The organism is Streptomyces inhibens (assembly GCF_022221585.1).
In the GTDB taxonomy this organism is placed as follows: Bacteria; Actinomycetota; Actinomycetes; order Streptomycetales; family Streptomycetaceae; genus Streptomyces; species Streptomyces inhibens.
The window spans coordinates 4,284,153-4,307,638 of sequence record NZ_CP084681.1 but is presented as its reverse complement, the minus strand read 5'-3'; the positions used below and the strand labels follow the sequence as shown (position 1 = coordinate 4,307,638).

Below are 23,486 nucleotides of genomic sequence, written 5' to 3'. Positions count from 1 at the left end.
GGCGGCTCGGACGATGTCCGGGGGCGTGGCCGTGAGCGTGGGCGAGGACGCGGACGTGGCCGCGGGCTTGGAGGGGCCACCCTCCGCGGCAAAAGGGAGCGCGACGGCCACGGCGGACGCGGCCTGAACGCCCTGCGCGAGCGTGTACGGGCAACCGGCGGAACGCTCTCCTACGGCCCGTACGCCTCATGCCGTAGCGCACGCTCGTGCCGCCTCACCGAGGCGGCGGACGCCCTCCGCGAGGTCGGCGGGGTCCTCCGAGGCCGCGAAACCGAGCCTCAGGCAGGCGCCCGGTTGCTCGGCCGGGAAGTAGCGGGCGCCCGCGTTGACCGCCACACCATGGGCCCGTGCCGCGTCCGCGACGGCGGAGTCCTCAAGGCCGGGCGGGAGCTGGACCCACAGATGCAGGCCACCCTCCGGGATCCGGGTCGGCGTCCAGTCGGGCAGTTCGCGCGCCATGGCTCCGGCCAGTGCCGCACAACGCTCCCTCAGGTGCGTGGAAAGGGCGCGCAGATGCCGGTCCCACGCGGGGGTGCTCACCAGCTCCACGGCCGCCTCCTGCAGCGGCCTGGCGACGAAGAAGTCGTCCACCCGGCGCATCCCCTGCAGTCTTCGCATCACCGGTCCACGGGCGATCACCGCCCCGATGCGCAGGCTCGGCGAGGCCGGCTTGGTCAGCGAGGTCAGCTGGACCACCGTGCCGTCGCGGTCGTCCGCGACCAGAGGGAGAGGCACCGGGCCGCCATGGCCGAGGTGGCGGGCGAAGTCGTCCTCGATGAGGAATGCCCCGGCGGCGCGGGCCACGTTCACGACCTGGCGGCGTCGCGCCGGCGCGAGCACGGTGCCGGTCGGATTGTGGAAGGTGGGCTGGCAGTACAGCAGCCGGGCCCCGGTCACGGCGAAGGCGTCGGCCAGTAGATCGGGGCGGATACCGTCGCCGTCCATCGGTACGGCCACCGGGCGCAGACCCGCCGCGCGGGCGGCGGCCAGCGCGCCCGGGTACGTCGGCGACTCCACCAGCACCGGGCTGCCCGGCGCGGCCAGCGCCCGGAACAGCATCGACAGTGCGCCCTGGCCGCCGCCGGTGACCAGCACGTCCTCCGGGCCGACGGCGCTTCCCGCCGCTTGGGCGAAGATCGCGCGCAGCGGTGCCAGGCCCGCGGCGGGTGCCCGGTCCCAGGCGCCGGGACGGCGGGCCGCGCGGGCCAGCGCCGCGCTCAACGCTCGTTCCGGGCGGAGCGATGGGTGCAGATAGCCGCCTGCCATGGCGATCGCGCCCCTGGGCGGCGCATCCGAAAGGCTGTCCGCGGCGCCCGGATCGAAGTCACGTCCGGCGAGTGCCACTGCCTGCCAGGAGGTGTCCGGCGCATCGGCTGCCGAGCGAGCGCGGCGCGGGGCGACGTAGGTGCCGCTGCCCGGGCGGGTGACCACCTCACCCTCGGCTGACAGTTGGGCGAACGCCCTCGACACCGTCACCGGACTGACGCCGTGATGCAACGTCAACTCCCGGCTGCTGGGCAGCCGGTCGCCGGGCACGAGGCGGGCGATCTCCGTACGGAGTATCCCTACCAGCGTCTCAGTACTGCTACTCTCAGACATGAGACAACAGAGTAACGCTTCCCTCCCTGCTGGAGAATCGCTCCTCGACACCGCGGCGGAGATTGCGGCGCTGCGCGCCGACACCCCGGGCTGCGAGTCGGTCATCCACTTCAACAACGCGGGCTGCGGCCTGGTGGCCCGCCCGGTCCTCGCGGCGATGACCGACCACCTCCGACTGGAGGCGGAAATCGGCGGGTACGAGGCCTCCGCCGCACGGGAAGTCCAGGTCCGCGACTTCTACGGGTCGATCGCCGACCTCCTGGGCACCGGCCCCGGCAACATCGCCTTCGCCGCCAGCGCGACCCATGCGTACACCAAGGCCCTGTCGGCGATCGACTTCCGGGCCGGCGACACCATCCTCACCACGCGCAACGACTTCATCTCCAACCAGATCGCGTTCCTCGCCCTGCGCAAACGGTTCGGCGTCGAGATCGTCCACGCCCCCGACCACCCCGACGGCAGCGGCGTCGACGTCGGCGCCATGGCGGCGCTCATGCGTTCCCGCCGCCCCCGCCTCGTCGCCGCGACGCATGTGCCCACCAACTCCGGACTCGTGCAGCCGGTGGCCGAGATCGGCCGCCACTGCCGGGAGCTGGGCCTGCTCTACCTCGTGGACGCCTGCCAGTCGGTGGGGCAGTACGCGATCGACGTGGACGAGATCGGCTGCGACCTGCTCACCGCGACCTGCCGCAAGTTCCTGCGCGGCCCTCGCGGTTCGGGCTTCCTCTACGTCTCCGACCGCGTTCTGCGGGACGGCTACGAGCCCCTGTTCATCGACATGTACGGCGCCCGTTGGGTCGGGCCCGACACGTACCGGCCGGTGGACAGCGCGGCACGGTTCGAGGAGTGGGAGTTCCCGTACGCCACCCTGCTCGGCTGTGCGGCGGCGGTGCGTTACGCCCTTCGGGTCGGCCTGGAGCCGATCTCCCGCCGGACGCCCGCGCTCGCCGCCCGGCTGCGCGACCGCCTGGCCGGCATCCCCGGCATACGGCTCCTCGACCGCGGCCCGGCCCCGGCGGCGCTCGTCACCTTCGAGGTCGAGGGCTGGCAACCGCAGCCGTTCAAGACGGCCCTGGACGAGCAGGGCATCAACTCGGCCCTGAGTTTCCGGGAGTTCGCGCAGTACGACTTCGACGACAAGGACGTCGATTGGTGCCTCCGCCTGTCACCGCACTACTACAACACCGAGGACGAGGTCGACACGGTCGCGGCAGCCGTCGCCGAACTCGCCGAGCACGGGCAGAGAACCCGCTGATGGCGTCGGCGCATGTGGCGGCGGCCGGCCCGGAGGCGGCTGCCGGGAAACCACCCAGGACCCTCTGGCACAACGGGGACTTCCTCAAGTTCTGGCTGGGCGAGACCGTGTCGCTGCTCGGCACCCAGGTGACGACCCTCGCGCTGCCCCTCACCGCCATCCGCGCGTTCGGGGCGAGCGACGAACAAGTGGGACTGCTGCGGTTCGTGCAGCTCGCCCCCTACCTCGGCCTCGCCCTGATCTTCGGGGTGTGGGTGGACCGGGTCCGCAGGCGCAGGGTCATGCTCGCGGCGAACCTGGTCCGGATGGTCCTGCTGGCGCTGGTCCCCGTCCTGTACTGGGCGGACGCCCTCAGCATGGTCACCCTGACGGTCATCGCGTGCGCCGTCGGTGTCGCGTCGGTGCTGTTCGACGTGAGCTGGATGTCGTACGTCCCCACCCTGGTCCGCGACCCCGGTCACTATGTCGAGGCGAGCGCGAAGACGGGCGTCAGCTCGTCCACGGCGGATGTGGCGGGGCCCGGTCTGGCGGGCGTCCTGGTGTCGGCGCTGACCGCACCGGTGGCGCTGATCGTGGACGCCTTCTCGTACCTGGTCTCCGTGATCTCCCTGCTGCTCATCCGCACACCCGAGCCGCGTCCGGAGCAGGGCGCTCGCCGCCACATCTGGTCGGAGCTGCGGGACGGCCTCGGCTGGGTCATGAGGGACAGGATCCTGCGAGCCCTGGCGCTCGTCGGGTTCTGCTGCAACTTCTCCATGATCACCGTATGGACGATGTTCCTGCTCCACGGCACTCGCGACCTCCACCTCGCCCCGTCGGTTCTCGGCGGCATCTTCGCCACGGCCTCGGTGGGCGGCCTCATCGGCGCGTTGATCTCCGGACGGGTGATCAAACGGTTCCGCCTCGGACGCGTCTACTTGCTGGCCCAGTCGGCCCTGCTGCTCGGCCCGATCCTCCTCGCCACCGCCGCCGGACCGAGCTGGCTGGTGATCGCGATGTGTGTGGCGTCCTTCTTCGTCACGTACCTGGGCCTCGGCGTCGCCAATGTCATCATCGTCAGCCTCCGGCAGACGAGCACTCCCGCGTCGATGATGGGGCGGATGACCGCGGCTTTCCGGACGCTGCTGTTCGGCGGCGGCGCGCTCGGTGGCCTGTCCGCCGGTCTCCTGACCGGCGCGCTCGGCGGCAAAGGCGCCCTGACCGTCGCGGCGATCGGCTCCGCCGCCGTGGCGATCGGACTCTTCGCGTCCCCGGTCACCAGGCTGGCAGCCCTGCCGTCACCGGCGGAGCTACGAGTGCAGTGAACACCAACGCTGTTGTACCGAGGCCGTCGTGGTGTGCTTTCCGCGATCGTGGCTTCTCCCCCGGAGACCGGACCGAACCTGCGACACCCGCTTGAGAAGCTGGTTCAGATCAAGAGCCTGACCAGCGGAAACACGGCGAAAAGGCCGGTTGACCCGGGAAGACGTATCTTCCCTTCTCCCTTCTCCCTTCTTCCCTTTTCCCTCGGTACCCCGGCCTTACTTGGCCTCACGTGTACGGCATGTGTACGGCGTCCGTACTGCTGAGGCGGAGTGGCGCCGCTCGGTGAGCGACCACCGGGCGGCGCCTCGGCGGGTTCCTTCCAAGGCAAGGAACCCGACCACGGCGGTCCGCGAGCAGCTGATCGCGCGGAACGTCGCATCCCTGTCGAGCCGCCGCGCGTGAAACAGCGGGAGATCAGCCCGTGGTCCCTGAAGGAAACGCTGTTGTTCCTGGAGGCTGCGCGCCGCGACCCGCTCTATGCCGCGTTCGTGCCGGCCATCTGCATGGGCCTGCGGCGCGGTGAGCTGGCGGGCCTGCGCTGGTCGGACGTGGACCTGGACAACCGGGTGCTGCACGTCCGTCACCAGACTCAGCGCCGCAGGGGCACGCTCTACGACGACGACCCCAAGAGTCGGCGTCGCCGGGTCGTCCCTATGCCTGCTCTGTGTATCGCGGTATCGCGCCGCTGCGCCGGCACCGGCTGCGGCAGCGGGAGACATTCGCGGCCTCGGGCGTCGTGTGGTCCGCACACGGATACATCTTCGCGACGAGGAACGGCCGGCCGGTGGAGCCGCGGAACGTCTACCGGTCCTTCACCCGGGTCGCTGCGGACGCCGGTCTGCGGGTAGTCCGGCTGCACGACACCCGGCACGGCTGCGCCACCCTGCTGACTGCCGCCGGCTTCGCGCCGAGGGTCATCAGGGAGATCCTCGGGCACAGCCAGATCAGCATCACGATGGACGTGTACACCCACGTCGTCCATGACACGCAGCGGGAGGCGATCAGCCACATGGACCGCCTGCTCAATCGCCGTCTGCCAGCCACCTGAGACGCGACTGCCGTCAATTGGTGCCGTCAAAAGGCCCCGGACCATGATCGGTCCGGGGCCTTTTGGCTGGTGCCCCCGGCAGGATTCGAACCTGCGACACCCGCTTTAGGAGTTCGATCTAGGGGCCGCCACAGCCTCTTCCCTGGAGCCCAGTGGCTCCGCCCGGAGTCGTTCAGTTCTGCCGCTGTTCACTGTTGTTGATGTCAGCTGCGGATGCCACCGGCATGCTTGTGGCCGCTCAGATCGGACGGAAGGCGCTCGGGTCGGTTCCCGGCGGAAGGCTCCTGGTCATGTTGATGTAGACCGGACCGTGAGGAGTTGGGGTCTGCAATGCTTCCCACTGGTCTAGATCATGAGAGCAGAACCTCTTCAAGAGGCTGATGAGATCCCTGAATTCATCGTCCGACAGCTGGCCATCCTCGATCTGGTCCATGTGGGCAGGCTAGACGACGAACTCTTGGCTGCCGGAGCAGCCTGAGCAACCATGGTCTCCATGGCTCCCCCCCCGTCGGTCACGCTACGGGCACTGCAGCCACTCGTTGCGAACTACCGGCCCACAGCGGGAGATCCATCCGAACGGCAAGGCCTCTACGCGGCCGCCTACCTCGATCGCCCTCCCGTCTCGGAGTAGAGCCTGGATCACCCCGGGCTGAGCCCATAACCTGACGGCATGGATTCAACCTTCCTAGCAGCGGTCATCGCTGCAGCGGTTACCGCCGGTGGATGGCTGGTCAATCACACGTTATCGGCACGGGCCGATCTGAAGCGGAGGAAGGCCGAAGCTCGGCTCACCCACATTGAAAATCAACTTGAGCAGCTATATGGACCGCTTCTGTTTCTGATTAAGGAAGGACGGTCAGCCTTCCATGACTTCTGCGAAACGCTCGGGCACAATTACGTGTTCGCGCCGGGCAGGCCTCTCAGCCCTGAGGAACAGGAGCTGTGGCTGTTCTGGGTCGACCGCGAGTTCATGCCACGCAATGAGGCGATCCAGGACCTCCTGTCCTCAAAGACGCACCTGATTGCAGGGCACCAGATGCCGGACTCCTACATGGCATTTATCGACCACTACAACTCCTGGCGCGTGACCCATCTGAGATGGAAGGAGAAGGGCGTCCCATACTCCTGGCACTCCAAAGTCAACTGGCCTCAATCGTTCGAGACCGACGTGATCACAACCTACGAACGACTCAAAAGCCTGCAGATTCAACTGACAGGGCTGGTGAGGGGTATGGAAGCCTGAACGGACCTAGCGGGCCCCCTGCGACGTGCAGCCAAACGTAAGAGTCTCCGACTACTTACGGGGGCCTCGCGTTGGCCACTCAGTGGGGTTGCACCTGTGACCTTCTGATCCGTAGCTCTACAGAGATCGGTCAACGAGGGCCATAGAGGCCGCCGCTCGGCGCCTCAGAGCTGCTGTCGCTCATGGGCGGTTGCTGTGGTTGCTGTACTTCGTTGCTGTACAGCAACGGCTCCGGAGGCCGCTTGGCTGTTCGCCATAAGGCCTGGTCACAGTGCTGCGGGCCACGCCTGTGCGGTGCCCTGTCCATGGATAGCCCACGCGTCCTGAACTCTGCTTTGTAAGCATGGTGATCTACAGGTCGCCGGCGATGGGCGAAAGGGGGCTCTAGATCGCTGGTGGGCGCGTGTCAAGCTCCTGCGATCGTGATCTTATGCCTAGCATTACCGCATGGATTGGAATGCTGTTGCAGCCGTTGCTGTTGCCGTGGCTGGCGTGATTGGTGTTCTAGCTGAGCGTCATTTCAAAAAGCCTCGCCACCGGGATATAATTAAAGCCGACCTTGAGATTCTGGCGCTATTGCCAGCCGAAAGCGCCATCTCGCATCAATTGAGTAACCACATTGACGAAACCATCCGGAGAGTTATTTCCGTCGAAGACGGCAAACGGCGCGACGCAGAAACGGTCATCGGCGGGTTGATCTTTCTTGGCGTATCGGGTGGTCTGGTGTCTGGTGCTGCGGCCAACGGTGGCGCCTGGTGGTGGTTGGCTGCGGCCGCAGGGCTCATCGGCGTCTGCGGGATTACGGCTGTGTGGGAAGGGGCGCGTCGTCAAGTGAGGGACAGTGAAGGTTTTCCGGTAGAGCGGTAGTCCTTCGTTCTTGCCATCACGATGGGCCCCCGCCGGGGCGAAATCTTCGGACTCCGCTGGGCCGACATCGACCTGGAGCAGCGCGTGCTCTACATCCGCCAGCAGACCCAGCGTCGGCGTGGTGTCCTCTATGACGACGATCCCAAGGGGCGCCGTCGTCGAGCGGTCCCGCTTCCCGCGATGTGCATCGCCCCGCTGCGCTGGCACCAGATGAGGCACGCAGATGCGAAGGCACGGGCGGGGGAGAAGTGGCAGGAGGGCGGCTACGTCTTCACCACTCGGACAGGTCGCCCGGTCGAGCCGCGGAATGTCTACCGGTCCTTCACTCGCGTTGCCCAGTCCGCCGACCTCCGAGTGATCCGGTTGCACGACGCCCGCCACGGATGCGCGACGATCCTCACTGCTGCCGGCGTCGCTCCTCGCGTCGTGATGGAGATCCTCGGGCACAGTCAGATCAGCATCACCATGGACGTGTACACGCACGTCGTCCAGGACACTCAGCGTGAGGCCATCAGCCACATGGACCGGCTGCTCAAGAGGCGCCCAGACCGCGATTGACCGTCGCCGTTGATGTCATTCCTCGATGTCAAAGACCCCCAGCCAAGATCGGCTGGGGGCCTTTGCGCTGGTGCCCCCGGCAGGATTCGAACCTGCGACACCCGCTTTAGGAGAGCGGTGCTCTATCCCCTGAGCTACGGAGGCGGGGGGATCCGAAGATCCGGCGCCTAGCGTAGCGGATATGGGATGTGGGCTGGTAGATAGTGCGTTTTTGCAGGTCAGTGGGTGTGTGGTGGGTGGTGTAGGGCTGCGCCGTTGAGGACGGTGTGGACGGCGCGGGGGACGAAGTCCGCGTCGAGGGGGAGTTGGCGGAGGGCGACGCGGAGCCAGGCGGCGCCGGCCAGGAGGTCGACCAGGAGCATCGGATCGGCGTCGGGTGCCAGCTCGCCGCGGGCGATGGCGCGGGTGAAGACGGGTTGTTCGCGGGTGAGGCGGTCGGCGAAGAAGTCGCGTACGTGGGTGGCGAGTTCGGGGCTGTGGGTGACGGCGCCCAGTGCGGCGACGGCGATGTCGGAGGCCGGGGGTGTGGTGAGCAGCGACGTGATCGTGTGCAGCAGGGCTTCCAGGTCGCCTTGGAGGCTGCCGGTGTCGGCCGGTTCGATGTCGAGCCGGCGGGCGCCCATGAGCGCGGCGCCCAGGAGGGCGCCTTTGGAGGGCCACCAGCGGTAGATGGTGGTCTTGTTGACGCCGGATCGTTCGGCGACCCCCTCAATGGTCAGACCTTCGTAGCCCTTTGCCGCGAGCAGGTCGAGTGTGGCGTCGAAGATCTCCTGGGATTTTCGCGGGCCGTGGCCCCGGCTGGAGGGGTCGGGCGATTTGTTGCTCATGAGGAGAGGGTAGCAAGGAGCACAACGCAACGGTGCGTTGTGTTTTGGTGTTAGCGTCGGACCATGGAGTCCAGAGAGACCGCGCTGCCCATCGTTTTTGTGCACGGGATCCGTGTGAGCGGCACGATGTGGCGGCCTGTGAGGGAACGTATCGGTGATCGTCATCCCACGGCGGCGCCCGACCTGCCGGGTCATGGAGTGCGGCGTGGCGAACGGTTCACGATGTCCGGCGCCGTGGACGCGGTGGCCGAAGCGATCGACGAGCTGGGCGGCCGGGCGCTGGTCGTGGGGCTGTCGTTGGGGGGCTATACGGGAATCGCCACCGCCGGGTGTCATCCCGGTCGGGTCGCCGGTCTGGTGGCGATGGGGTGCACCGCGCTTCCGCGTGGGCTGTTCAGTGCGGTCTACGGGGGAGCGGCCTGGGCGGGGGCCAGGTGGCCCGAGGCGGGGAATCGCCTCAGCGCGTGGGGGTTCCGGCGGGTGCTGCCCGGACCTGTGGCCGAGGCGATGGCGTCGGGCGGGCTGGCGTGTGAGGTGATGCCGAGTGTCGTGGCGGCCGTGGAGGGGATGGAGCCGATGGCTTCACTGGCTGCCTATGCGGGGCCGGTGTGGCTGGTGAACGGGGCGCGCGATCCGTTCCGCCGTGATGAGCGTGCGCTGCTGAGGGCTTGCCGCGACGGCCGTCTCTCCGTACGGCCCGGGCAGGGGCATATCACCAGTCTTGCCGATACGGCGGCTCTGGCGCGGACGGTGCTCGACGCTGCGGCGGTCGCGGTGAAGGGTGAGGGTGACGCGGTCGCGGCGAGTGGGGCTGTCGCGGCTGCGGTGGGGGAAGGGGAGGGTGAGGGAGGGGGAACGGGGACGGGTGATGGTGGCGCGGGTGAGGGCTTGCGGTAGCGGGGCGGTCCGGGGGCCCGGTTCGCCGCCGGCTGTATTGCCGTGCTGCCGTAGCGGCGGACCGGGTGCCCGGCCGTCCTGGGGTGTCAGCTGCCGATGTGCCAGCTGACGGTGCCGTCCGTCGTGACGAGGAGGGCGAGCAGGAGGAGGTCGACGGCGCCGAGGGCGATGCCCAGGAGGGCGCGGCCGCGGCGGTCGGTGCCGCGGGCCAGGGCCAGGCCGCCGAGGACCAGGGCGCAGGGGCCGAGTACGAGGTTGAGGACCAGGGTGCCGAGCAGGCCGAGGATGAAGGAGGCCACGGCCATGCCGTCGGCGTGGGAGCGCGGACGGGAGGCGGAGCGGCGCAGGGCCTTGGCTGCGGCCGGTGCGGTCCGTGTCGTCGGCGTGGCTTCGGTGAGCGCGGTCATCGGGAGGTCACCTCGGCCTGGTGGCGGCGTTCGCGGAGGAAGAAGACGAGCAGCCAGCCGGCGATGACGGCGGCCGCGACGACGGTGACGGGGACGGGGAGGTGTGCCGCGGTGCCCAGCATGATCCCCATCAGGAGGAGGGCTGCGACGAGGAAGAGCATGATCTGCCTTTCCGATTCCAGAGGACAGTTGTTCACTGAGTTCCTTCAGTCTACGACTGCCCGCGACTGGAGTAGTTCGGAGAACGGTTGTTTACTGGATGACATGAGTCACAGTCTTGGAGTCCGGCAGGCCCAGAAACAGAAGACCCGGCAGGCGCTGCTCGACGCGGCGCTCGGCCTGCTGGAGGAGCAGAGCCTGAGCAGCCTGGGTTTGCGGGAGGTGACGCGGGTGGTGGGGATCGCCCCGACCGCGTTCTACCGGCACTTCCGGGACATGGGTGAGCTGGGTGTCGCGCTGGTGGAAGAGGCGCTGGGGAGTCTGCATGTGATGGTGCGGGCGATCCTCGCCGAGCAGGACGCGGCCGAGGAGCGGATTGACCGTACGGTCGCGGTCGTGGAGCAGCATGTGCGCCAACATCCGCTGCACATCCGGTTCGTGGCACGCGAGCGGCACGGCGGCGTACGGGCCGTACGGCAGGCCATCGCGGGTGAGCTGGACCGGTTCGCGCAGGAGGTCGCGGCGGCGCTGAAGTCCCAGCCGGTGTCGGAGGGGTGGCGCGACGAGGAGGTGCGGATGCTGGCGGAGCTGTATGTGGACCGGCTGGTGACGACGGCTGCGGCGTTGCTCGACGCCGAGGAGGACGGTGTGGAGGGGGCGGCCGAGCAGGTGGTGCGGAGGGCGCGCCGTCAGCTGCGGCTGATCAGCATCGGGCGGCGGCACTGGAGGGAGGACAGGGGAGGGAGAGAGGAAAGGGGGGAGGGGTGAGGTTGTGGGTCAGGTGCGTGCGGGGGTGACCCGTACGCGGTAGGTGCCGTCGGGGTTCTTCGTGAGGACGGTGACCGCGGCGCCGGTGGTGTGGTCGGTGTAGGTGTCGCCGGGGAGGAAGGTGGCGTCGGTCAGCTCCGGTTCGACGAATTTGCTGCTCTTGTAGCAGCCGCCGCTGTGCGGGGTGGCGTCCACGATGCGCAGCGGGCCGCGGCCCGAGGGGACGTCGGTGGCGACGCGGTAGACCAGGACGCCGGGCCGGCAGACCGTCGGATCGAGCAGGCCGCGGGTCCGGGCCTCGGCGACCAGGGCGGTGCGGGGCGAGGTCGGGATGACGACGATCTTGGTGCCGCCGGGGGTGGAGACCGGGGTGAGGGTGTGTTCGCCGGGCGTCCCGTTGTGCGGCGCGCAGTGCACCTGGTCGGGGGAGAGCCAGCCGAGCTTCCACTTGTGCCAGCCGACGAAGTCGTTGCTCGGCCCCCAGTCCTCGTCCATCGGGTCCCAGTGGCCTACGGGGGGCGTGGTGTGGCGCTCGTCGGTGTAGTAGAGGTCGGGCAGGCCGAAGCTGTGGGCGTTCTCGTGGTTGAGGACGCGGAAGGCGCTCACCCCGGTTTGCCGGCTCCAGATGAAGGACGTGTTCCGGAACGGCACCCCGTCGGCGGTCTTCATCCCCATGTCCCCACCGCTGAAGGTGACCGACAGGACCGTACGTGTCGCGGGCGGGCCGGCGTTGGGCGAGGCGATGACGTTGATGACGTCGTAGTCGCTGAAGTCGACGGTCGGGTCGACGGCGCGGACGACCTCTTGGGACAGGGCGTGATAGCCGCTGTCCGAGGCCGGGTCGAAGCTGGCGCCGCGCTGGATGCCGTACGCCGCGAGCGGTCGCGACATGCGGATCCACCGGAACAGCGGAAGGGGGTGGTAGGTCAGCCTGCCGTACGAGCTGATGCGGAAGTAGTCCGTCGCGGCCGGGAAGAACTCGGCGAAGCGGGCCTCGGGGGACATCGTGGCGCGGGCGTCCGGGAAGTCGATGAAGAGGGTGAGCGCCCGTACGACGCCGGACGAGCGGGCGAAACCGGCGGGGGTGTCCGCGGATTCGGCGACGTCGTTGCTGATGCCGCGCAGTGCGCACGGGCCGCTCGGCGGGGCGCCGGGCGCCGAGGGTATGGCCACGGCGTTGGGCGGCGAGCCCAGCGCTATGGCCGCGGCCGCGGTGGCCGCGCCCACGGCCAGAACGGCGGACACCTTGTGCTTCATATCGATCACCTTGTGTCGAGGGGTGATCGCTCGCGCGCGGAGTTACGTCAACCGGAGTCAACCGGCGTCAGCTGGAGTCGCGGGGCAGGGCCGGATGGGTCGGTCCTTGGGGTGGCCCTCGGGTTGGTCCTCGGGTCGGTCCTCAGGTTGGTCCTCGGGTCGGCCCTCGGGTTGGTCCTCGGGTCGGCCCTCGGGTAGGGCCTGTGATGGGGGAGTCTCCGGGAGCCGGTCGTGAATGTGAACCAGATCACATGCGGGACGTGAAATATCCGGGGACGGTCTCCCCGTTTAACCAGGCGTCCGGACGAAACGGGGAGCGTCTCCCCGGTTCGGCACCGAACGTCGATTCGGCACCGAAAGTCGAGAGGAGTGAGTCGCATGACCGCCGTCGCCAGCTGCGCGAAGACCGGGCAGCAGGGGCAGCCGCCCCGTCTGCGGGCCGATGCCCTGCGCAACCGGGAGCGGATCATCGCGGCCGCCCGCGAGACCATGGTCGAGTTCGGGGCCGAGGTCTCGCTCGATGAAATAGCTCGACGTGCGGGAGTCGGCAATGCGACGCTTTATCGTCACTTTCCGGATCGCCTGGAGTTGATCCACCACGTCACGCTCTCCGTCATGTCCCGTACCGCGGACGCCGCGGAGAGCGCCCTTGCCGAGGAGTCCGATGCCTTCCAAGCGCTGAGGCGCTTCGTCCACGCTGCGGTGGAGGAGCGGATCGGGGCGCTGTGCCCCTTGCTCTCCGATGGCATCGACCGTGACCACCCCGATCTGCTCGCCGCGCGCGAGCGCCTGGAGGCGGCCGTCGAGGCCGTCATGGGTGCCGCGCGCGACAGCGGCCAGCTGCGCACCGACATCGCCGTCGGTGACCTGATGGTCGCGATCACTCAGCTCACCCGCCCGCTGCCGGGCAGTGCCTGTACCGACTTCGAGAAGTTCGTGCACCGGCATCTGCAGCTGTTCCTGGACGGTCTGCAGGCGCCCGCCCGCTCCGAACTGCCCGGTTCGGCCGCCACCTTGGAAGACCTGAGGCGCCGCTCGTAACCGGGGGCAGCGCGCCGCACAAACAGGCCTCACACGTCCCGCCCGTCTTACCCGTCCGCCCGTCTTACGCGTCCCGCCGGTCGCCCCACGCGCCCCGGCCTTCGCACGTCTTCCCGCGTCCCGTTCTTCGCCCTTGTCCGCTCACCGCACCACTAGGTGGATCCCGCCATGCCTGAAACAGCCACATACGCCGATCCCCGGCGCTGGAAAGCGCTGATATTCATCGCCCTCGCCCAGCTGATGGTCGTCCTCGACGCGACCATCGTGAACATCGCGCTGCCCTCCGCGCAGGTGGATCTCGGTATCACCGACGCCAACCGGCAATGGGTGATCACCGCCTACGCGCTCGCCTTTGGCGGGCTGCTGCTGTTCGGCGGGCGGGTGGCCGACCTGTGGGGACGGAAGCGGACCTTCATCATCGGGCTGGTCGGATTCGCGGTCGCCTCCGCGCTCGGCGGGGCCGCGGCCAACCAGGGGATGCTGCTGGGCGCGCGTGCGCTGCAAGGTGTCTTCGGTGCGCTGCTGGCGCCCGCCGCGCTGTCGCTGCTGGCGGTGACGTTCACCGAGGCCAAGGAGCGCGCCAAGGCGTTCGGCATCTTCGGTGCGATCGCCGGTGGTGGCGGCGCCGTGGGCCTGATCCTCGGCGGTGTGCTGACCGAGTACATGAACTGGCGCTGGACCTTCTTCGTCAACATCCCGTTCGCCGTGGTCGCCGCGACCGGCGCCTTCCTGGTCATCCGGGAGCCCGCGGAGGGCCGTAACCCCTCCCGGCTGGACGTCCCCGGCGTCATCCTGGCCACGCTCGGCCTGGTCTCGCTGGTCTACGGGTTCACCCGCGCCGAGTCCGACGGCTGGCTGGCCGGCCCGACGCTCGGCCTGTTCGTCGCGGCCGCCGTGCTGCTGCTGGCGTTTGTGCTGGTCGAGTCCAAGGTGAAGGCGCCGCTGCTGCCGCTGCGGGTGGTCGCGGAGCGGAACCGCGCCGGTGTCTACGCCTCGCTGGGCCTGGCCGTGATCGGCATGTTCGGTCTCTTCCTCTTCCTGACCTACTACCTGCAGATCGTGAAGGGCTATACGCCGGTCGTGACCGGTCTGGCCTTCCTCCCGATGATCGTCGGCATGATCACCGGCTCGACGCAGATCGGCGCCCGGCTGATGACCCGCGTCCGGCCGCGGCTGCTGATGGCGCCCGGCTTCACGGTCGCCGCGCTCGGCATGCTCGTGCTGACCCAGATCGACCTGGACACGTCCTACCCCGCGCTGATCCTGCCCGGGTTCCTGCTGATGGGCCTCGGGATGGGTACGGCGTTCATGCCGGCCATGTCGCTGGCCACGCACGGTGTCCAGCCGCGGGACGCCGGTGTCGCCTCCGCGATGGTCAACACCTCGCAGCAGGTGGGCGGCGCGATCGGTACCGCCCTGCTGAACACCATCGCGGCCAGCGCCACCACCGCGTACGCCACCTCGCACGCGGCCGGCGCGCGCTCTGCGGACCTGCTCAAGCTCCAGTCGATGGTGCACGGCTACAGCACCGCCATCTGGTGGGCGGTCGGCATCCTGGCCCTGGCGGGCGTGATCGCCTTCACCTTCATCAACACCGGACGGCCGGGCGCCGGTTCGCCGGTGGCCTCCTCCGACGACGGTGAGGGTGCGGCCGTGGGCGCGTCCGAGGACGGGGACGAGGTCCAGATTCCGGTGATGGTGCACTGAGGCAGGAGGGGCCGCGCGGTCCGCAGGGTCCCTGAGGGCCCGCGAAGGCCTTCCGCCGCCCCGGCGCCCGTACTTCACCTGAACCGGTGTCGTCCTCTTCCGGCCCTCTCACCCACCCGCGCGCCGGCCTCTTCCGGTTCCGCTGATCCGTCAGCGGAGCCAGGGGAGGTCGGCGCCTTGCGGTTGCAGTCCTTCGGTCATTACCTGGCAGATCTCGGCCAGTTGGCCGATCTGTTCCGTGGAGAGACGGTCGAATATCGCCGCGCGGACGGCGGCGACGTGCCCGGGGGCGGCCTTCTCCAGTACCCGCATTCCCTCGTCCGTGAGGTGGGCGTTCTGGCCCCGCTTGTCGGAGGGGCAGTTCTCCCGGCGCACCCAGCCGTTCTTCTCCAGGCGGGCGATCGCGTGGGAGAGCCGGGAACGGGTGATCTTCGCGTTCTGTGCCAGCTCGGTCATCCGCATCCGGCGCCGCGGCGCACGGGAGAGCTGGACGAGCAGGCCGTAATAGACGTGCGGCATCCCGGCGTCGCGCTGCAGCTGACGGTCGAGGTGGTCCTCCAGGAGCGTGGTGGCGTGGAGGTAGCACTGCCAGGCGTATTGCTCCTCGTCACTGAGCCAGCGTGGCTCGGTTGCGGGTTCGTTGCTCATACCATCCACTCTCTCACCGCTCGGAGAGTTATTTAAGTTTTAACAACGCCAGGTTAGGCTGGAATCTGACGCTTGAACATTCAAGTACCAGTTCGTGCGGTGGCTGAATGTCGATGGCGTACCGACTACCGCCCAGTCTGCCGCTGTGGAGTTGTTATGTCCGTAATGCCTGCCCTATATCTCAGTCATGGAGCGCCGCCGCTCGCCGACGACCCCTGGTGGCCGGACCAGCTGGCCGCCTGGTCCGCACGGCTGCCGCGCCCCGCGGCCGTACTGATCGTCTCCGCCCACTGGGAGGAGGCGCCGCTCGCGCTCGGCGCCACGGAGACGGTGCCGCTGATCCACGACTTCTGGGGCTTCCCGGAGCACTACTACCAGGTGACCTACCCGGCCCCCGGTGCGCCGCGGCTGGCCGAGCGGATCCGTAAGACGCTGCGTACGGCGGGCACGCCCGTGGTGGACATCCCCGACCGGGGACTCGATCACGGTGCGTATGTGCCGCTCGTCGAGATGTACCCGGACGCCGACATCCCCGTGCTGCAGATATCCCTGCCGACGCTCGACCCGCGGCGGCTCCACGAGATCGGCCGCAAGCTCGCGCCGCTGCGCGAGGAGGGCGTGCTGATCATCGGCAGCGGTTTCTTCACCCACAATCTGGCGGCGCTGCGGCAGCTCGGGGACGGTACGCCCGCCTGGTCGGCGGAGTTCGACGACTGGGGGCGGCAGGCCCTGGAGTCCCAGGACCTCGACGCCCTCTTCGACTTTGCGCACAAGGCGCCGGCCGGGCGGCTGGCCCATCCGCGCACCGAGCACTTCGCGCCACTGTTCGTGACCCTGGGGGCCGCGGACGCCCAGGGGCAGCTGGACAGCGGGCGAAGTGTGATCGACGGGTTCTGGATGGGGCTGGCGAAGCGGTCGGTGCAGTTCGGCTGAGAGCGGCCGGGGCGTAGGGGCCTATGGGCGCAGGGGTGTAGGGGGCGTGGGCGCAGGGGGTGGCCTGCCGTCAGTCGTCCTCGGCGATCAGGGACACGGCGTTCAGGGCCGCCGACAGGGCGCGGGTGTCGCCGTCCTCGGAGGCCGCCGCCACGTCCAGAGCGGTGTCCGCGAACTTGATCGCATGCTCGTTGCCGTTGGCGACCGCCCGCTCGAAGACCTCTTCGGGCGTGACCGAGGAAGCGTCCGGTGCAGGTCGCGGGGTGCCGGCGGCGTAGATGGCGGTGACCGCCGAGGTCGCCGCCCAGGCGACCGCGAAGGAGCTCGCCCACAGATCCCGCGGGAGCGCGGGCAGGGTGCGCAGCACCGCGTTCGGCGCGGTGGCGGCGTGCACCAGCATGATGCCGTTCCCGTGCCCGTAGTCGGCGTAGTTGAGGGTGGCGGCCCGGACGAGCGCCGTCAGGCCCGCGCGTACGGCCTCGGGGTCGTCGGGGACGTACAGCGACTCGGTGGTGCTCAACCACCCGGGGGTGTCGGCCAGTTGGGCGTAGCCGTTCACGGGTGTCACGCGCTGGTCGGCGATGCGGGGGAGAGCGGCCAGCGCCTCGGTGGGGGTGGCGCTGCCCGCGGGGTGCACGGCGGCGGGCAGCGGCAGATGACGGGCGGCCCAGTAGCCGAGGGCGTGCGCGAACTCCGCGAGGCGCGGGGCGTCTTCCCCCTCCGTCAGCAGGCTGCGTACGGCATGGCCTGAACGGATGACCGGATGGGTGGCGGCACCGGCGATGCCGGGCAGCAGACGCGGCCACCACTCGGCGAGAATCTCGCGCCAGGGACGCTCGGCGACCCGGTCGGTGAAGTACGCGGTCCAGTCGGTGACCCGGCTCGTATCTCCCAGCGCCTCCCGCCAGTTGGCGTCGGTGATACGGGCGCGGGCACTCGGTACGCCCTCCAGCTTGTTCTCGTACGTGTCGAGCCAGCGGTGGACGGTGTGGGCCTGGCCGTTGCGGACCAGGGCTTCGACGGCCATCGGGCCGTGGTTGCTCAGAAAGCCCTTGAACTCCGGGCCGGAGGTGTGCAGGCGTTGCAGGGCTTCGTCGAGTGTGCCGCTCGTCGTATCCATGGCCCGAGGCTAGGTCGGCGGGTACCGGGCGGGTAACGGGCTTCCGGCCTACACCGCTGGTCGTAAGGCCGGAGGCGATCGGTCCGCACGAGCGGGGCGGCGGTTGCCGTGATTCCGGATGGTTCCCATACCGGACAGAAGGTGTCGGGTATTGAGTGGAAGCTTCCGGCATGACGAGTGAGAAGACAGACGGCGAGGGCGGTGCGGCCGGCGGTGCGGGCAGCGGAGACGGTGTGGGCAAGGCGGTCGGCTGGGCGGCGGTCGAGGAGGCGGTGCCGGAGTTCGCCGAGCGGGTGCGGAACCGGTTCGGTGCGTATCGGCACCATGTCCTGGCCACGCTCCGCAAGGACGGTGCGCCGCGGCTCACGGGCCTGGAGGCGGACTTCCGCCACGGGGAGCTGTGGCTGGGCACGATGGTGGGCTCGCGCAAGGCGCTTGACCTGCGGCGCGACCCTCGCTTCTCGCTGCACGCCAATCCGGGGCCGGGCACCGACCTGGCCGGCGGTGACGTCCGGGTGTCCGGGCGGGCGGTCGAGGTGACCGACGCCGAGATGGTCGCGCGCTATGCGGCGGCGGTGCGGCCACCGGAGCCGTTCCATCTGTTCCGGGCGGAGCTGACGGAGGTGGTGCGTACATACGTCGAGGATCCGTGTCTGGTGCTGGAGAGCTGGGTGCCGGGCCGGCCGCTGCGCACCATCCGTCGGACGTCGGACGTCGGACGATGCGGCGCGGCAGGTGGAGTGAGGCGGTCCGGCGCCTTGGGGCTCAACCGACGTTGCGGGCCCGGGGGCGGCCGTCATCCGGTTCGAGGTGCCAGCTGATGATGCGGCGCGGGTGGATGCGGATCACGTCGTTGCTGAAGAACTCGGGGGCCATGGGAGGCGCGTCGAGGGTCAGCAGTTCGGCGTGGCCGCGGATCTCCACACCGCGGCCCCAGCCGGGCGCGATCGGGTCGTCGGCCGGCGCCATGTCGTCGATGAGCAGGGAGACTTCGGGACGGGCCTGGGCGTTGCGGTACTTCTGGCTGCGGCTCAGCGCGGGCCCGCCGATGTCGATGGTGTCGTCGTCGTTGAGCACGAAGCCGACCGGGCGCACCTGCGGGCCGCCGTCCGGCCCGGTGGTCGCGAGGCGGGCCAGCGGCCGGCCGGCGAGGTAGGCGCGCTCCTTGGGTGTGAGGGCGTTCGTGGCGGCGGTCGCGGACGCGGTCGAGGCGGCGGCCGAGGGCGCGGCGGCCAAGGACGCGGTCGTGGCGGCGGATGAGGACGCGGCGGATGAGGATGCGGCGCTTGTCATGCCGATGACGCTAGGACCTCAATTGCGGTTGAGGTCAAGGGGCGCGCCTCAGAGCCGCGCCTCAGAGCGTCGCCGCCTCAGTGCGTCGCCACGGGGAGGCGGTGGTGGTGGGTCCCGTGGGGGCGGTGTTCGCCGTGCGGTTCGCGGACGCGGTGGGTGCGGAAGACGTAGAGGGCCACGACGAACATGCAGGCGGCGAAGGTGAAGCCGAAGGCGGACGACTTGAGGATCGATTCCCCGCCGAGGCTGTAGACCCAGCCGATCGAGCAGCCGAAGAGCGTGCCGTAGGCGAGCGCCCGGGTCTCGGTGACCATGGACGACTGGAAGTGGGCCACCACGAGCCCCAACACCCCGGTGACCACGGCCGCGGCCAGCCCGTACAGCATGGCCGGGCCGCCCTTGGTGCCGTCGGTGTGGGTGCGGAAGATCGTGAAGCAGCCGAAGGCGAGCGCCGTGATGATCGGCAGCGACACTCTGGGCGGGATGCGCTTGGCCCTGGCGGCCATTCCGGCCATGCCCGAGGCCCGCTCCGGGGCGTGGGCGTTGGCCGTCGCACCGCGTTCGACGTCGACGGTGCCGTGTGAGCGGGCGGCCCTCGCACCGTGCCGCTGAGCGTGCTGGTCCATGACGGGCTCCTCTCGATTGCCCCGCTGCCCTCCAGTCCAGGCGACACCCGGGTGCCGTCCGCGTCAACTGGATCAGCGGGCAACGGAGTCGGAGCGGAGCGGGCGGCGTGGGCGGCGCGGGCGGGCTCAGCCCAGGTCCTTCTGGTACCAGGCCACGTCCCAGTAACGGCCGAACTTGCGGCCCACCTCCGTGTACGTACCGATGTGCCGGAAGCCGAAGCGGGTGTGCAGGCGGGTGGACGGCTCGTTCGGCTGGGTGATCCCGGCGTAGGCGCGATGCACGTCCTCGTCGGCCAGCGCCTCGAACAGGGCCTTGTAGAGCAGCGTGCCGACGCCCCGGCCGGCGGCGTGCGGCGCGCAGTAGACCGTGACCTCGACGGAAGGGGCGTAGGCGGCCTTCGGGCGGAACGCGCTGCTGGTCGCGTAACCGAGCAGTGTGCCGCCACCGGGCAACGCAGTGCCGTCACCAGGCAGCGCACCGCCCGGCAGGCCGGCTACCGGCCCCACCGCCGGCCCGTTGTGCGGTTTTTTCGCCTGATCTGTCGTCTCCTGGGCAACCAGAAGACGGTGCGGGCCGTCTTGGGGGTGGGAGAGCAGCCACGGGCGGCGCTCCTCGGGAGTGAAGGGCTCCATGTCGAATGTGATGCACGTCTCACGGATGTAGTGGTTGTAAAGATCCGTAAGGGCCGGGAGGTCCGCTTCGACGCCCGCCCTGACCTGCACTTCCCGGTGCTCTTGCAGCACATGACCTCCCTGGGTGGCCGTGCAGGGTACTGCATGATCAGAAAAATAGAGCTGCCGCGTGGGAATTCTGTCCGGATTCCAGCCGTTGTTTCCTTCGGACGGACCACGCGGTGAGCATCGGCACTCGGTGCACCGACCGGCCCGCCCACCGTCCCGCGACCGACTCATCGCAAAGGGAGCACACGCATGGCAACCCGTGCCGTCGCCCGTCGTCAGGAAAGCACCAGCGCTTCTGACGGGGCCAACAGTGTTCGCGCCGTAGGCGGGGAGATCGCCGACCGCGACCTGGTCGGCATGTACCTCGACGAGATCGCGCGAACACCCCTGCTCGACGCCGCCAAGGAGGTTGAGCTGTCCCAGACCATCGAGGCGGGTGTCTACGCCCAGCAGATCCTGGACGGCGAGGTCACCGACGGCAACGCCGCAGGTGCCGGCCGCGAGGAACTCGAGGCGCTGGCCGCGGAGGGCGCCAGGGCCAAGGATGTCTTCATCCGGTCCAACCTGCGCCTGGTCGTCGCGGTCGCCCGCCGCTACCCGCGCGCCGGGCTGCCGCTGCTGGATCTGATCCAGGAGGGCAACGCCGGTCTGGTGCGTGCCGTGGAGAAGTTCGACTACGCCAAGGGCTTCAAGTTCTCGACGTATGCGACGTGGTGGATCCGTCAGGCCATCACCCGCTCCATCGCCGACCAGTCGCGCACGATCCGGCTGCCCGTGCACCTCGTCGAGGAGCTTGGCCGGATCCGTCGTGTGCAGCGCGAGTTCAACCGCCAGAACGGCCGTGACCCGGAGCCGGAGGAGGTCGCCGGCGAGCTGGGCTCCACGCCCGCCCGCGTCATCGACGTACTTGACTGGGCGCGCGACCCGGTCAGCCTCAACATGTCGGTGGACGACGACGGCGACACCCAGTTCGGCGATCTGCTGGAGGACACCTCCGCGGCCTCGCCCGAGCAGTCCGTGCTCACGCTGCTGCGCAGCGAGGAGCTGGAGGATCTGATCGACCGCCTCGACCACCGCACCGCCTCGATCATCAAGGCCCGGTACGGCATCGAGGACGGCCGCGAGCGCACGCTGACCGAGGTCGGCAAGCAGCACGGCCTGACCCGCGAGCGGATCCGGCAGATCGAGAAGCACGCGCTGCTCGAACTGAAGCGGATGGCGCGTGACACGGGATTCGACGCGGCCGCGTAAGCCCCCCGTACCCGATAGGACGAGCCCCGGTGCCACTTCTGGCGTCGGGGCTCCTTTGTGTCCCGCGTGTCTTCTGCGTCCCGTGTGTCTTCGCGTCACGTGTGTCCTGTGCGTCCCAGGGCGGGGCGACCGACGCCCTCCCCTACCCGCCGATGTCCGTTTGAGTCTGACTGAAGCCCGAATCCGTTTACTTCTCGGAAATCCAGGCGTAGCATCGCAGTGAAACCACAGGTTCGGGCATGGAACGGACACAAACACTGATGTATGCACCGGAGCGCCAGCAGGAGATCCTGCGTCTTGCCCGTGAGGGCGGACGGGTCGATGTGCTCTCCCTCGCGGAGGAGTTCCAGGTCACCGCCGAGACCGTGCGGCGCGATCTGAAGGCCCTGGACCGGGCCGGCCTGGTGCGCAGGGTGCACGGCGGCGCCATCCCGGCCGGCCGGCTGGACTTCGAGCCGGACCTGGCCGAGCGGGACGCCGTCGCCGCCGACGAGAAGCAGCGCATCGCCCGGGCCGCGCTCGCCGAGCTCCCCGGAGGCGAGGACGGCGCCGGCAGGTCCGGCAGCGTGATCCTGGACGCCGGTACGACCGCCGCCCGGCTCGCCGCCGAGATCCCGCTGGAGGCCGAGCTCACGGTCGTCACACACGGCCTGCCGGTCGCGGCCCGGCTGGCCGACCACCCCGGCCTCACCCTCCACCTCGTAGGCGGCCGAATCCGGCGCCGTACGCGCGCCGCGGTCGACGACTGGGCGCTGCGCGCCTACCGCGAGATCAACGCCGATGTGCTGTTCCTCGCGACCAACGGCTTCTCCCTCGACGGCGGACTGACCACCCCCGACCTCGCGGAGGCCGCGGTCAAGCGGGCGCTGATCGCCGCCGCCCGCCGGGTCGTCCTCCTCGCCGACTCCGCCAAATTCGGGCAGCAGCACTTCGCCCGCTTCGGCGAGCTGTCGGACGTGGACCTGCTCATCACCGACACCGGCCTGAGCCCCGACGACGCCCTCGCCATCGAGCGCGCGGGCACGGAAGTGGTACGCGCATGATCCTCACCGTCACCCCCAACCCCAGCCTGGACCGTACGTACGAGATCCCGGCGCTGGACCGTGGAGCCGTGCTGCGGGCCACCGCCGACCGGATCGACCCCGGCGGCAAGGGCGTCAATGTCTCGCGGGCGGTCGCCGCCGCCGGACACATCACCCTCGCGGTGCTGCCGCTCGGCGGCCCCGCCGGCGCCGCCCTGGCCGGGCTGCTGGGCGCCGAGGGCATCGAGGTGGCGGGCGTGCCGGTGGCCGGCCAGACCCGCTCCAACATCTCGGTGGCCGAACCCGACGGCACGCTCACGAAGATCAACGCGACCGGCCCCGAGCTGACCGGCGACGAGTCGGAGGCGCTGCTGCGGAAGGTCGGCGAGCGTTCGGCGGGAGCCGACTGGATCGCCTGCTGCGGCAGCCTGCCGCGCGGGCTCGCACCCGAGTGGTACGCCGAACTGGTCGCCCGCGCCCATCGCGCCGGCGCCCGGATCGCCCTGGACACCTCCGGACCGTCGCTGACCGCGGCGCTGCGCGAAGGCCCGGACGTCGTCAAGCCGAACGCCGAGGAGCTGGCGCAGGCCGTCGGCCGCCCGCTCGCCACCGTGGGCGACGCGGTCAAGGCCGCCGAGGAGCTGCGGGCGTGGGGCGCCCGCGCCGTACTGGCCTCCCTGGGGGCGGACGGCCAGCTCCTGGTCGACGAGGACGGCACCCATTTCGGCAGCGCCCCGGTCACCGCCGTCCGCAGCAATGTCGGCGCGGGCGATGCCTCGCTGGCCGGTTTCCTCGCGGCGGGCGGTACCGGCGTGGCGGCGCTGGCCGCCGCGGTGGCGCACGGCGCGGCCGCCGTCCAGCTGCCCGGCAGTCTGATGCCGACGCCGGCCGATCTCGATATGGCGGCCGTGACGACGACGGACGAGGTGCCGCTCGACCGCGCGCTGACGGAGCCGGTGTCATGACTGCCCGCC

General features: G+C 69.7%; 24 protein-coding genes, 1 tRNA gene and 2 pseudogenes. 15 read left to right on the top strand and 12 right to left on the bottom strand.

What is annotated here, in order from left to right; genetic code table 11:
* Nucleotides 1-186 precede the first annotated feature (186 nt).
* Nucleotides 187-1,599: an aminotransferase-like domain-containing protein gene (locus tag KI385_RS19605; protein WP_238573456.1), complete on the bottom strand. Its 1,413-nt coding sequence runs from the start codon at nt 1,597-1,599 to the stop codon at nt 187-189.
* On the opposite strand from KI385_RS19605, the gene KI385_RS19600 reads away from it, so the two are divergent.
* The 3 genes and pseudogenes from KI385_RS19600 to KI385_RS19590 all read left to right on the top strand — a co-directional run.
* Complete coding sequence (locus tag KI385_RS19600) at nt 1,598-2,854, top strand: aminotransferase class V-fold PLP-dependent enzyme (protein ID WP_238573455.1); 1,257 nt, start codon at nt 1,598-1,600, stop codon at nt 2,852-2,854. The two genes, KI385_RS19605 and KI385_RS19600, sit on opposite strands and share 2 nt — an antisense overlap.
* Nucleotides 2,854-4,158, top strand: a complete 1,305-nt coding sequence (locus KI385_RS19595) for an MFS transporter (RefSeq protein ID WP_238573454.1) — start codon at nt 2,854-2,856, stop codon at nt 4,156-4,158. The genes KI385_RS19600 and KI385_RS19595 overlap by 1 nt, the downstream gene beginning before the upstream one ends.
* A 337-nt stretch (nt 4,159-4,495) precedes the next feature.
* Nucleotides 4,496-5,207 (top strand): annotated as a pseudogene (locus KI385_RS19590) (tyrosine-type recombinase/integrase); the annotation flags it as partial.
* A 238-nt stretch (nt 5,208-5,445) separates the two neighbouring features.
* Here KI385_RS19590 and KI385_RS19585 read toward each other — a convergent pair.
* Complete coding sequence (locus KI385_RS19585; RefSeq protein ID WP_238573453.1) at nt 5,446-5,640, bottom strand: hypothetical protein; 195 nt, start codon at nt 5,638-5,640, stop codon at nt 5,446-5,448.
* Nucleotides 5,641-5,877: 237 nt separating this feature from the next.
* Between KI385_RS19585 and KI385_RS19580 the strand changes: the two genes are divergently transcribed.
* The 3 genes and pseudogenes from KI385_RS19580 to KI385_RS19570 form a co-directional block, all read left to right on the top strand.
* Nucleotides 5,878-6,450 (top strand): hypothetical protein, encoded by a 573-nt coding sequence (locus KI385_RS19580; RefSeq protein ID WP_238573452.1) that lies wholly within the window; start codon nt 5,878-5,880, stop codon nt 6,448-6,450.
* A 447-nt stretch (nt 6,451-6,897) separates the two neighbouring features.
* Complete coding sequence (locus KI385_RS19575) at nt 6,898-7,317, top strand: hypothetical protein (protein WP_238573451.1); 420 nt, start codon at nt 6,898-6,900, stop codon at nt 7,315-7,317.
* Nucleotides 7,318-7,875, top strand: a pseudogene (locus KI385_RS19570) (tyrosine-type recombinase/integrase); the annotation flags it as partial.
* Nucleotides 7,876-7,943: 68 nt separating this feature from the next.
* Here KI385_RS19570 and KI385_RS19565 read toward each other — a convergent pair.
* Nucleotides 7,944-8,019, bottom strand: a tRNA-Arg gene (locus tag KI385_RS19565).
* A gap of 74 nt (nt 8,020-8,093) precedes the next feature.
* A complete protein-coding gene (locus tag KI385_RS19560) occupies nt 8,094-8,702 on the bottom strand; it encodes a TetR/AcrR family transcriptional regulator (RefSeq protein WP_238573450.1) in 609 nt (202 codons plus the stop codon).
* Nucleotides 8,703-8,765: 63 nt separating this feature from the next.
* Between KI385_RS19560 and KI385_RS19555 the strand changes: the two genes are divergently transcribed.
* Nucleotides 8,766-9,599 (top strand): alpha/beta fold hydrolase, encoded by an 834-nt coding sequence (locus KI385_RS19555; RefSeq protein WP_238573449.1) that lies wholly within the window; start codon nt 8,766-8,768, stop codon nt 9,597-9,599.
* Nucleotides 9,600-9,685: 86 nt separating this feature from the next.
* On the opposite strand, the gene KI385_RS19550 is transcribed toward KI385_RS19555, so the two are convergent.
* The gene (locus KI385_RS19550; protein WP_238573448.1) at nt 9,686-10,006 is read right to left on the bottom strand and encodes a hypothetical protein; all 321 of its coding nucleotides are present in this window, start codon (nt 10,004-10,006) and stop codon (nt 9,686-9,688) included.
* Nucleotides 10,003-10,203, bottom strand: coding sequence for a hypothetical protein (locus KI385_RS19545; protein ID WP_238578100.1), 201 nt, complete (start codon nt 10,201-10,203; stop codon nt 10,003-10,005). Before KI385_RS19545 ends, KI385_RS19550 begins: the two co-directional genes overlap by 4 nt.
* 67 nt (nt 10,204-10,270) lie before the next feature.
* Here KI385_RS19545 and KI385_RS19540 point away from each other — a divergent pair, with 67 nt between their 5' ends.
* A complete protein-coding gene (locus tag KI385_RS19540) occupies nt 10,271-10,933 on the top strand; it encodes a TetR family transcriptional regulator (RefSeq protein ID WP_238573447.1) in 663 nt (220 codons plus the stop codon).
* 9 nt (nt 10,934-10,942) lie between these two features.
* Here KI385_RS19540 and KI385_RS19535 read toward each other — a convergent pair whose 3' ends face one another.
* Nucleotides 10,943-12,190: a M6 family metalloprotease domain-containing protein gene (locus tag KI385_RS19535; protein ID WP_238573446.1), complete on the bottom strand. Its 1,248-nt coding sequence runs from the start codon at nt 12,188-12,190 to the stop codon at nt 10,943-10,945.
* Between the two features lie 378 nt (nt 12,191-12,568).
* Between KI385_RS19535 and KI385_RS19530 the strand changes: the two genes are divergently transcribed.
* On the top strand, nt 12,569-13,231 hold the full coding sequence (locus KI385_RS19530) for a TetR/AcrR family transcriptional regulator (protein WP_238573445.1): 663 nt from the start codon (nt 12,569-12,571) through the stop codon (nt 13,229-13,231).
* 168 nt (nt 13,232-13,399) lie between these two features.
* Nucleotides 13,400-14,938 (top strand): MFS transporter, encoded by a 1,539-nt coding sequence (locus tag KI385_RS19525; protein ID WP_238573444.1) that lies wholly within the window; start codon nt 13,400-13,402, stop codon nt 14,936-14,938.
* Between the two features lie 150 nt (nt 14,939-15,088).
* Here KI385_RS19525 and KI385_RS19520 read toward each other — a convergent pair whose 3' ends face one another.
* Nucleotides 15,089-15,586 carry a MarR family winged helix-turn-helix transcriptional regulator gene (locus tag KI385_RS19520; RefSeq protein ID WP_128507692.1) on the bottom strand — a complete coding sequence of 166 codons (498 nt, stop codon included), beginning with the start codon at nt 15,584-15,586 and terminating at the stop codon, nt 15,089-15,091.
* Between the two features lie 156 nt (nt 15,587-15,742).
* On the opposite strand from KI385_RS19520, the gene KI385_RS19515 reads away from it, so the two are divergent.
* Entirely contained in the window at nt 15,743-16,519 is a 777-nt protein-coding gene (locus tag KI385_RS19515; RefSeq protein ID WP_238573443.1) for a dioxygenase family protein, read from the top strand.
* 70 nt (nt 16,520-16,589) lie between these two features.
* Here the strand turns inward: KI385_RS19515 and KI385_RS19510 are convergent, their stop codons facing one another.
* The gene (locus KI385_RS19510) at nt 16,590-17,639 is read right to left on the bottom strand and encodes a questin oxidase family protein (protein WP_238573442.1); all 1,050 of its coding nucleotides are present in this window, start codon (nt 17,637-17,639) and stop codon (nt 16,590-16,592) included.
* A 170-nt stretch (nt 17,640-17,809) separates the two neighbouring features.
* Between KI385_RS19510 and KI385_RS19505 the strand changes: the two genes are divergently transcribed.
* Complete coding sequence (locus tag KI385_RS19505; RefSeq protein ID WP_238573441.1) at nt 17,810-18,460, top strand: pyridoxamine 5'-phosphate oxidase family protein; 651 nt, start codon at nt 17,810-17,812, stop codon at nt 18,458-18,460.
* Here KI385_RS19505 and KI385_RS19500 read toward each other — a convergent pair.
* The 3 genes from KI385_RS19500 to KI385_RS19490 form a co-directional block, all read right to left on the bottom strand.
* On the bottom strand, nt 18,405-18,932 hold the full coding sequence (locus tag KI385_RS19500) for a PPOX class F420-dependent oxidoreductase (protein WP_281066879.1): 528 nt from the start codon (nt 18,930-18,932) through the stop codon (nt 18,405-18,407). The genes KI385_RS19505 and KI385_RS19500 overlap by 56 nt on opposite strands.
* A gap of 77 nt (nt 18,933-19,009) precedes the next feature.
* Nucleotides 19,010-19,558 carry a hypothetical protein gene (locus KI385_RS19495; protein ID WP_238573440.1) on the bottom strand — a complete coding sequence of 183 codons (549 nt, stop codon included), beginning with the start codon at nt 19,556-19,558 and terminating at the stop codon, nt 19,010-19,012.
* Between the two features lie 126 nt (nt 19,559-19,684).
* Nucleotides 19,685-20,302, bottom strand: a complete 618-nt coding sequence (locus tag KI385_RS19490) for a GNAT family N-acetyltransferase (protein ID WP_238573439.1) — start codon at nt 20,300-20,302, stop codon at nt 19,685-19,687.
* A 186-nt stretch (nt 20,303-20,488) separates the two neighbouring features.
* On the opposite strand from KI385_RS19490, the gene KI385_RS19485 reads away from it, so the two are divergent.
* From KI385_RS19485 to pfkB, 3 genes are all read left to right on the top strand, one after another.
* The gene (locus KI385_RS19485) at nt 20,489-21,490 is read left to right on the top strand and encodes a sigma-70 family RNA polymerase sigma factor (protein WP_238573438.1); all 1,002 of its coding nucleotides are present in this window, start codon (nt 20,489-20,491) and stop codon (nt 21,488-21,490) included.
* 260 nt (nt 21,491-21,750) lie between these two features.
* Complete coding sequence (locus KI385_RS19480; RefSeq protein WP_238577759.1) at nt 21,751-22,533, top strand: DeoR/GlpR family DNA-binding transcription regulator; 783 nt, start codon at nt 21,751-21,753, stop codon at nt 22,531-22,533.
* A complete protein-coding gene (pfkB, locus tag KI385_RS19475; RefSeq protein WP_238573437.1) occupies nt 22,530-23,477 on the top strand; it encodes a 1-phosphofructokinase in 948 nt (315 codons plus the stop codon). The genes KI385_RS19480 and pfkB overlap by 4 nt, the downstream gene beginning before the upstream one ends.
* Nucleotides 23,478-23,486: the final 9 nt, after the last annotated feature.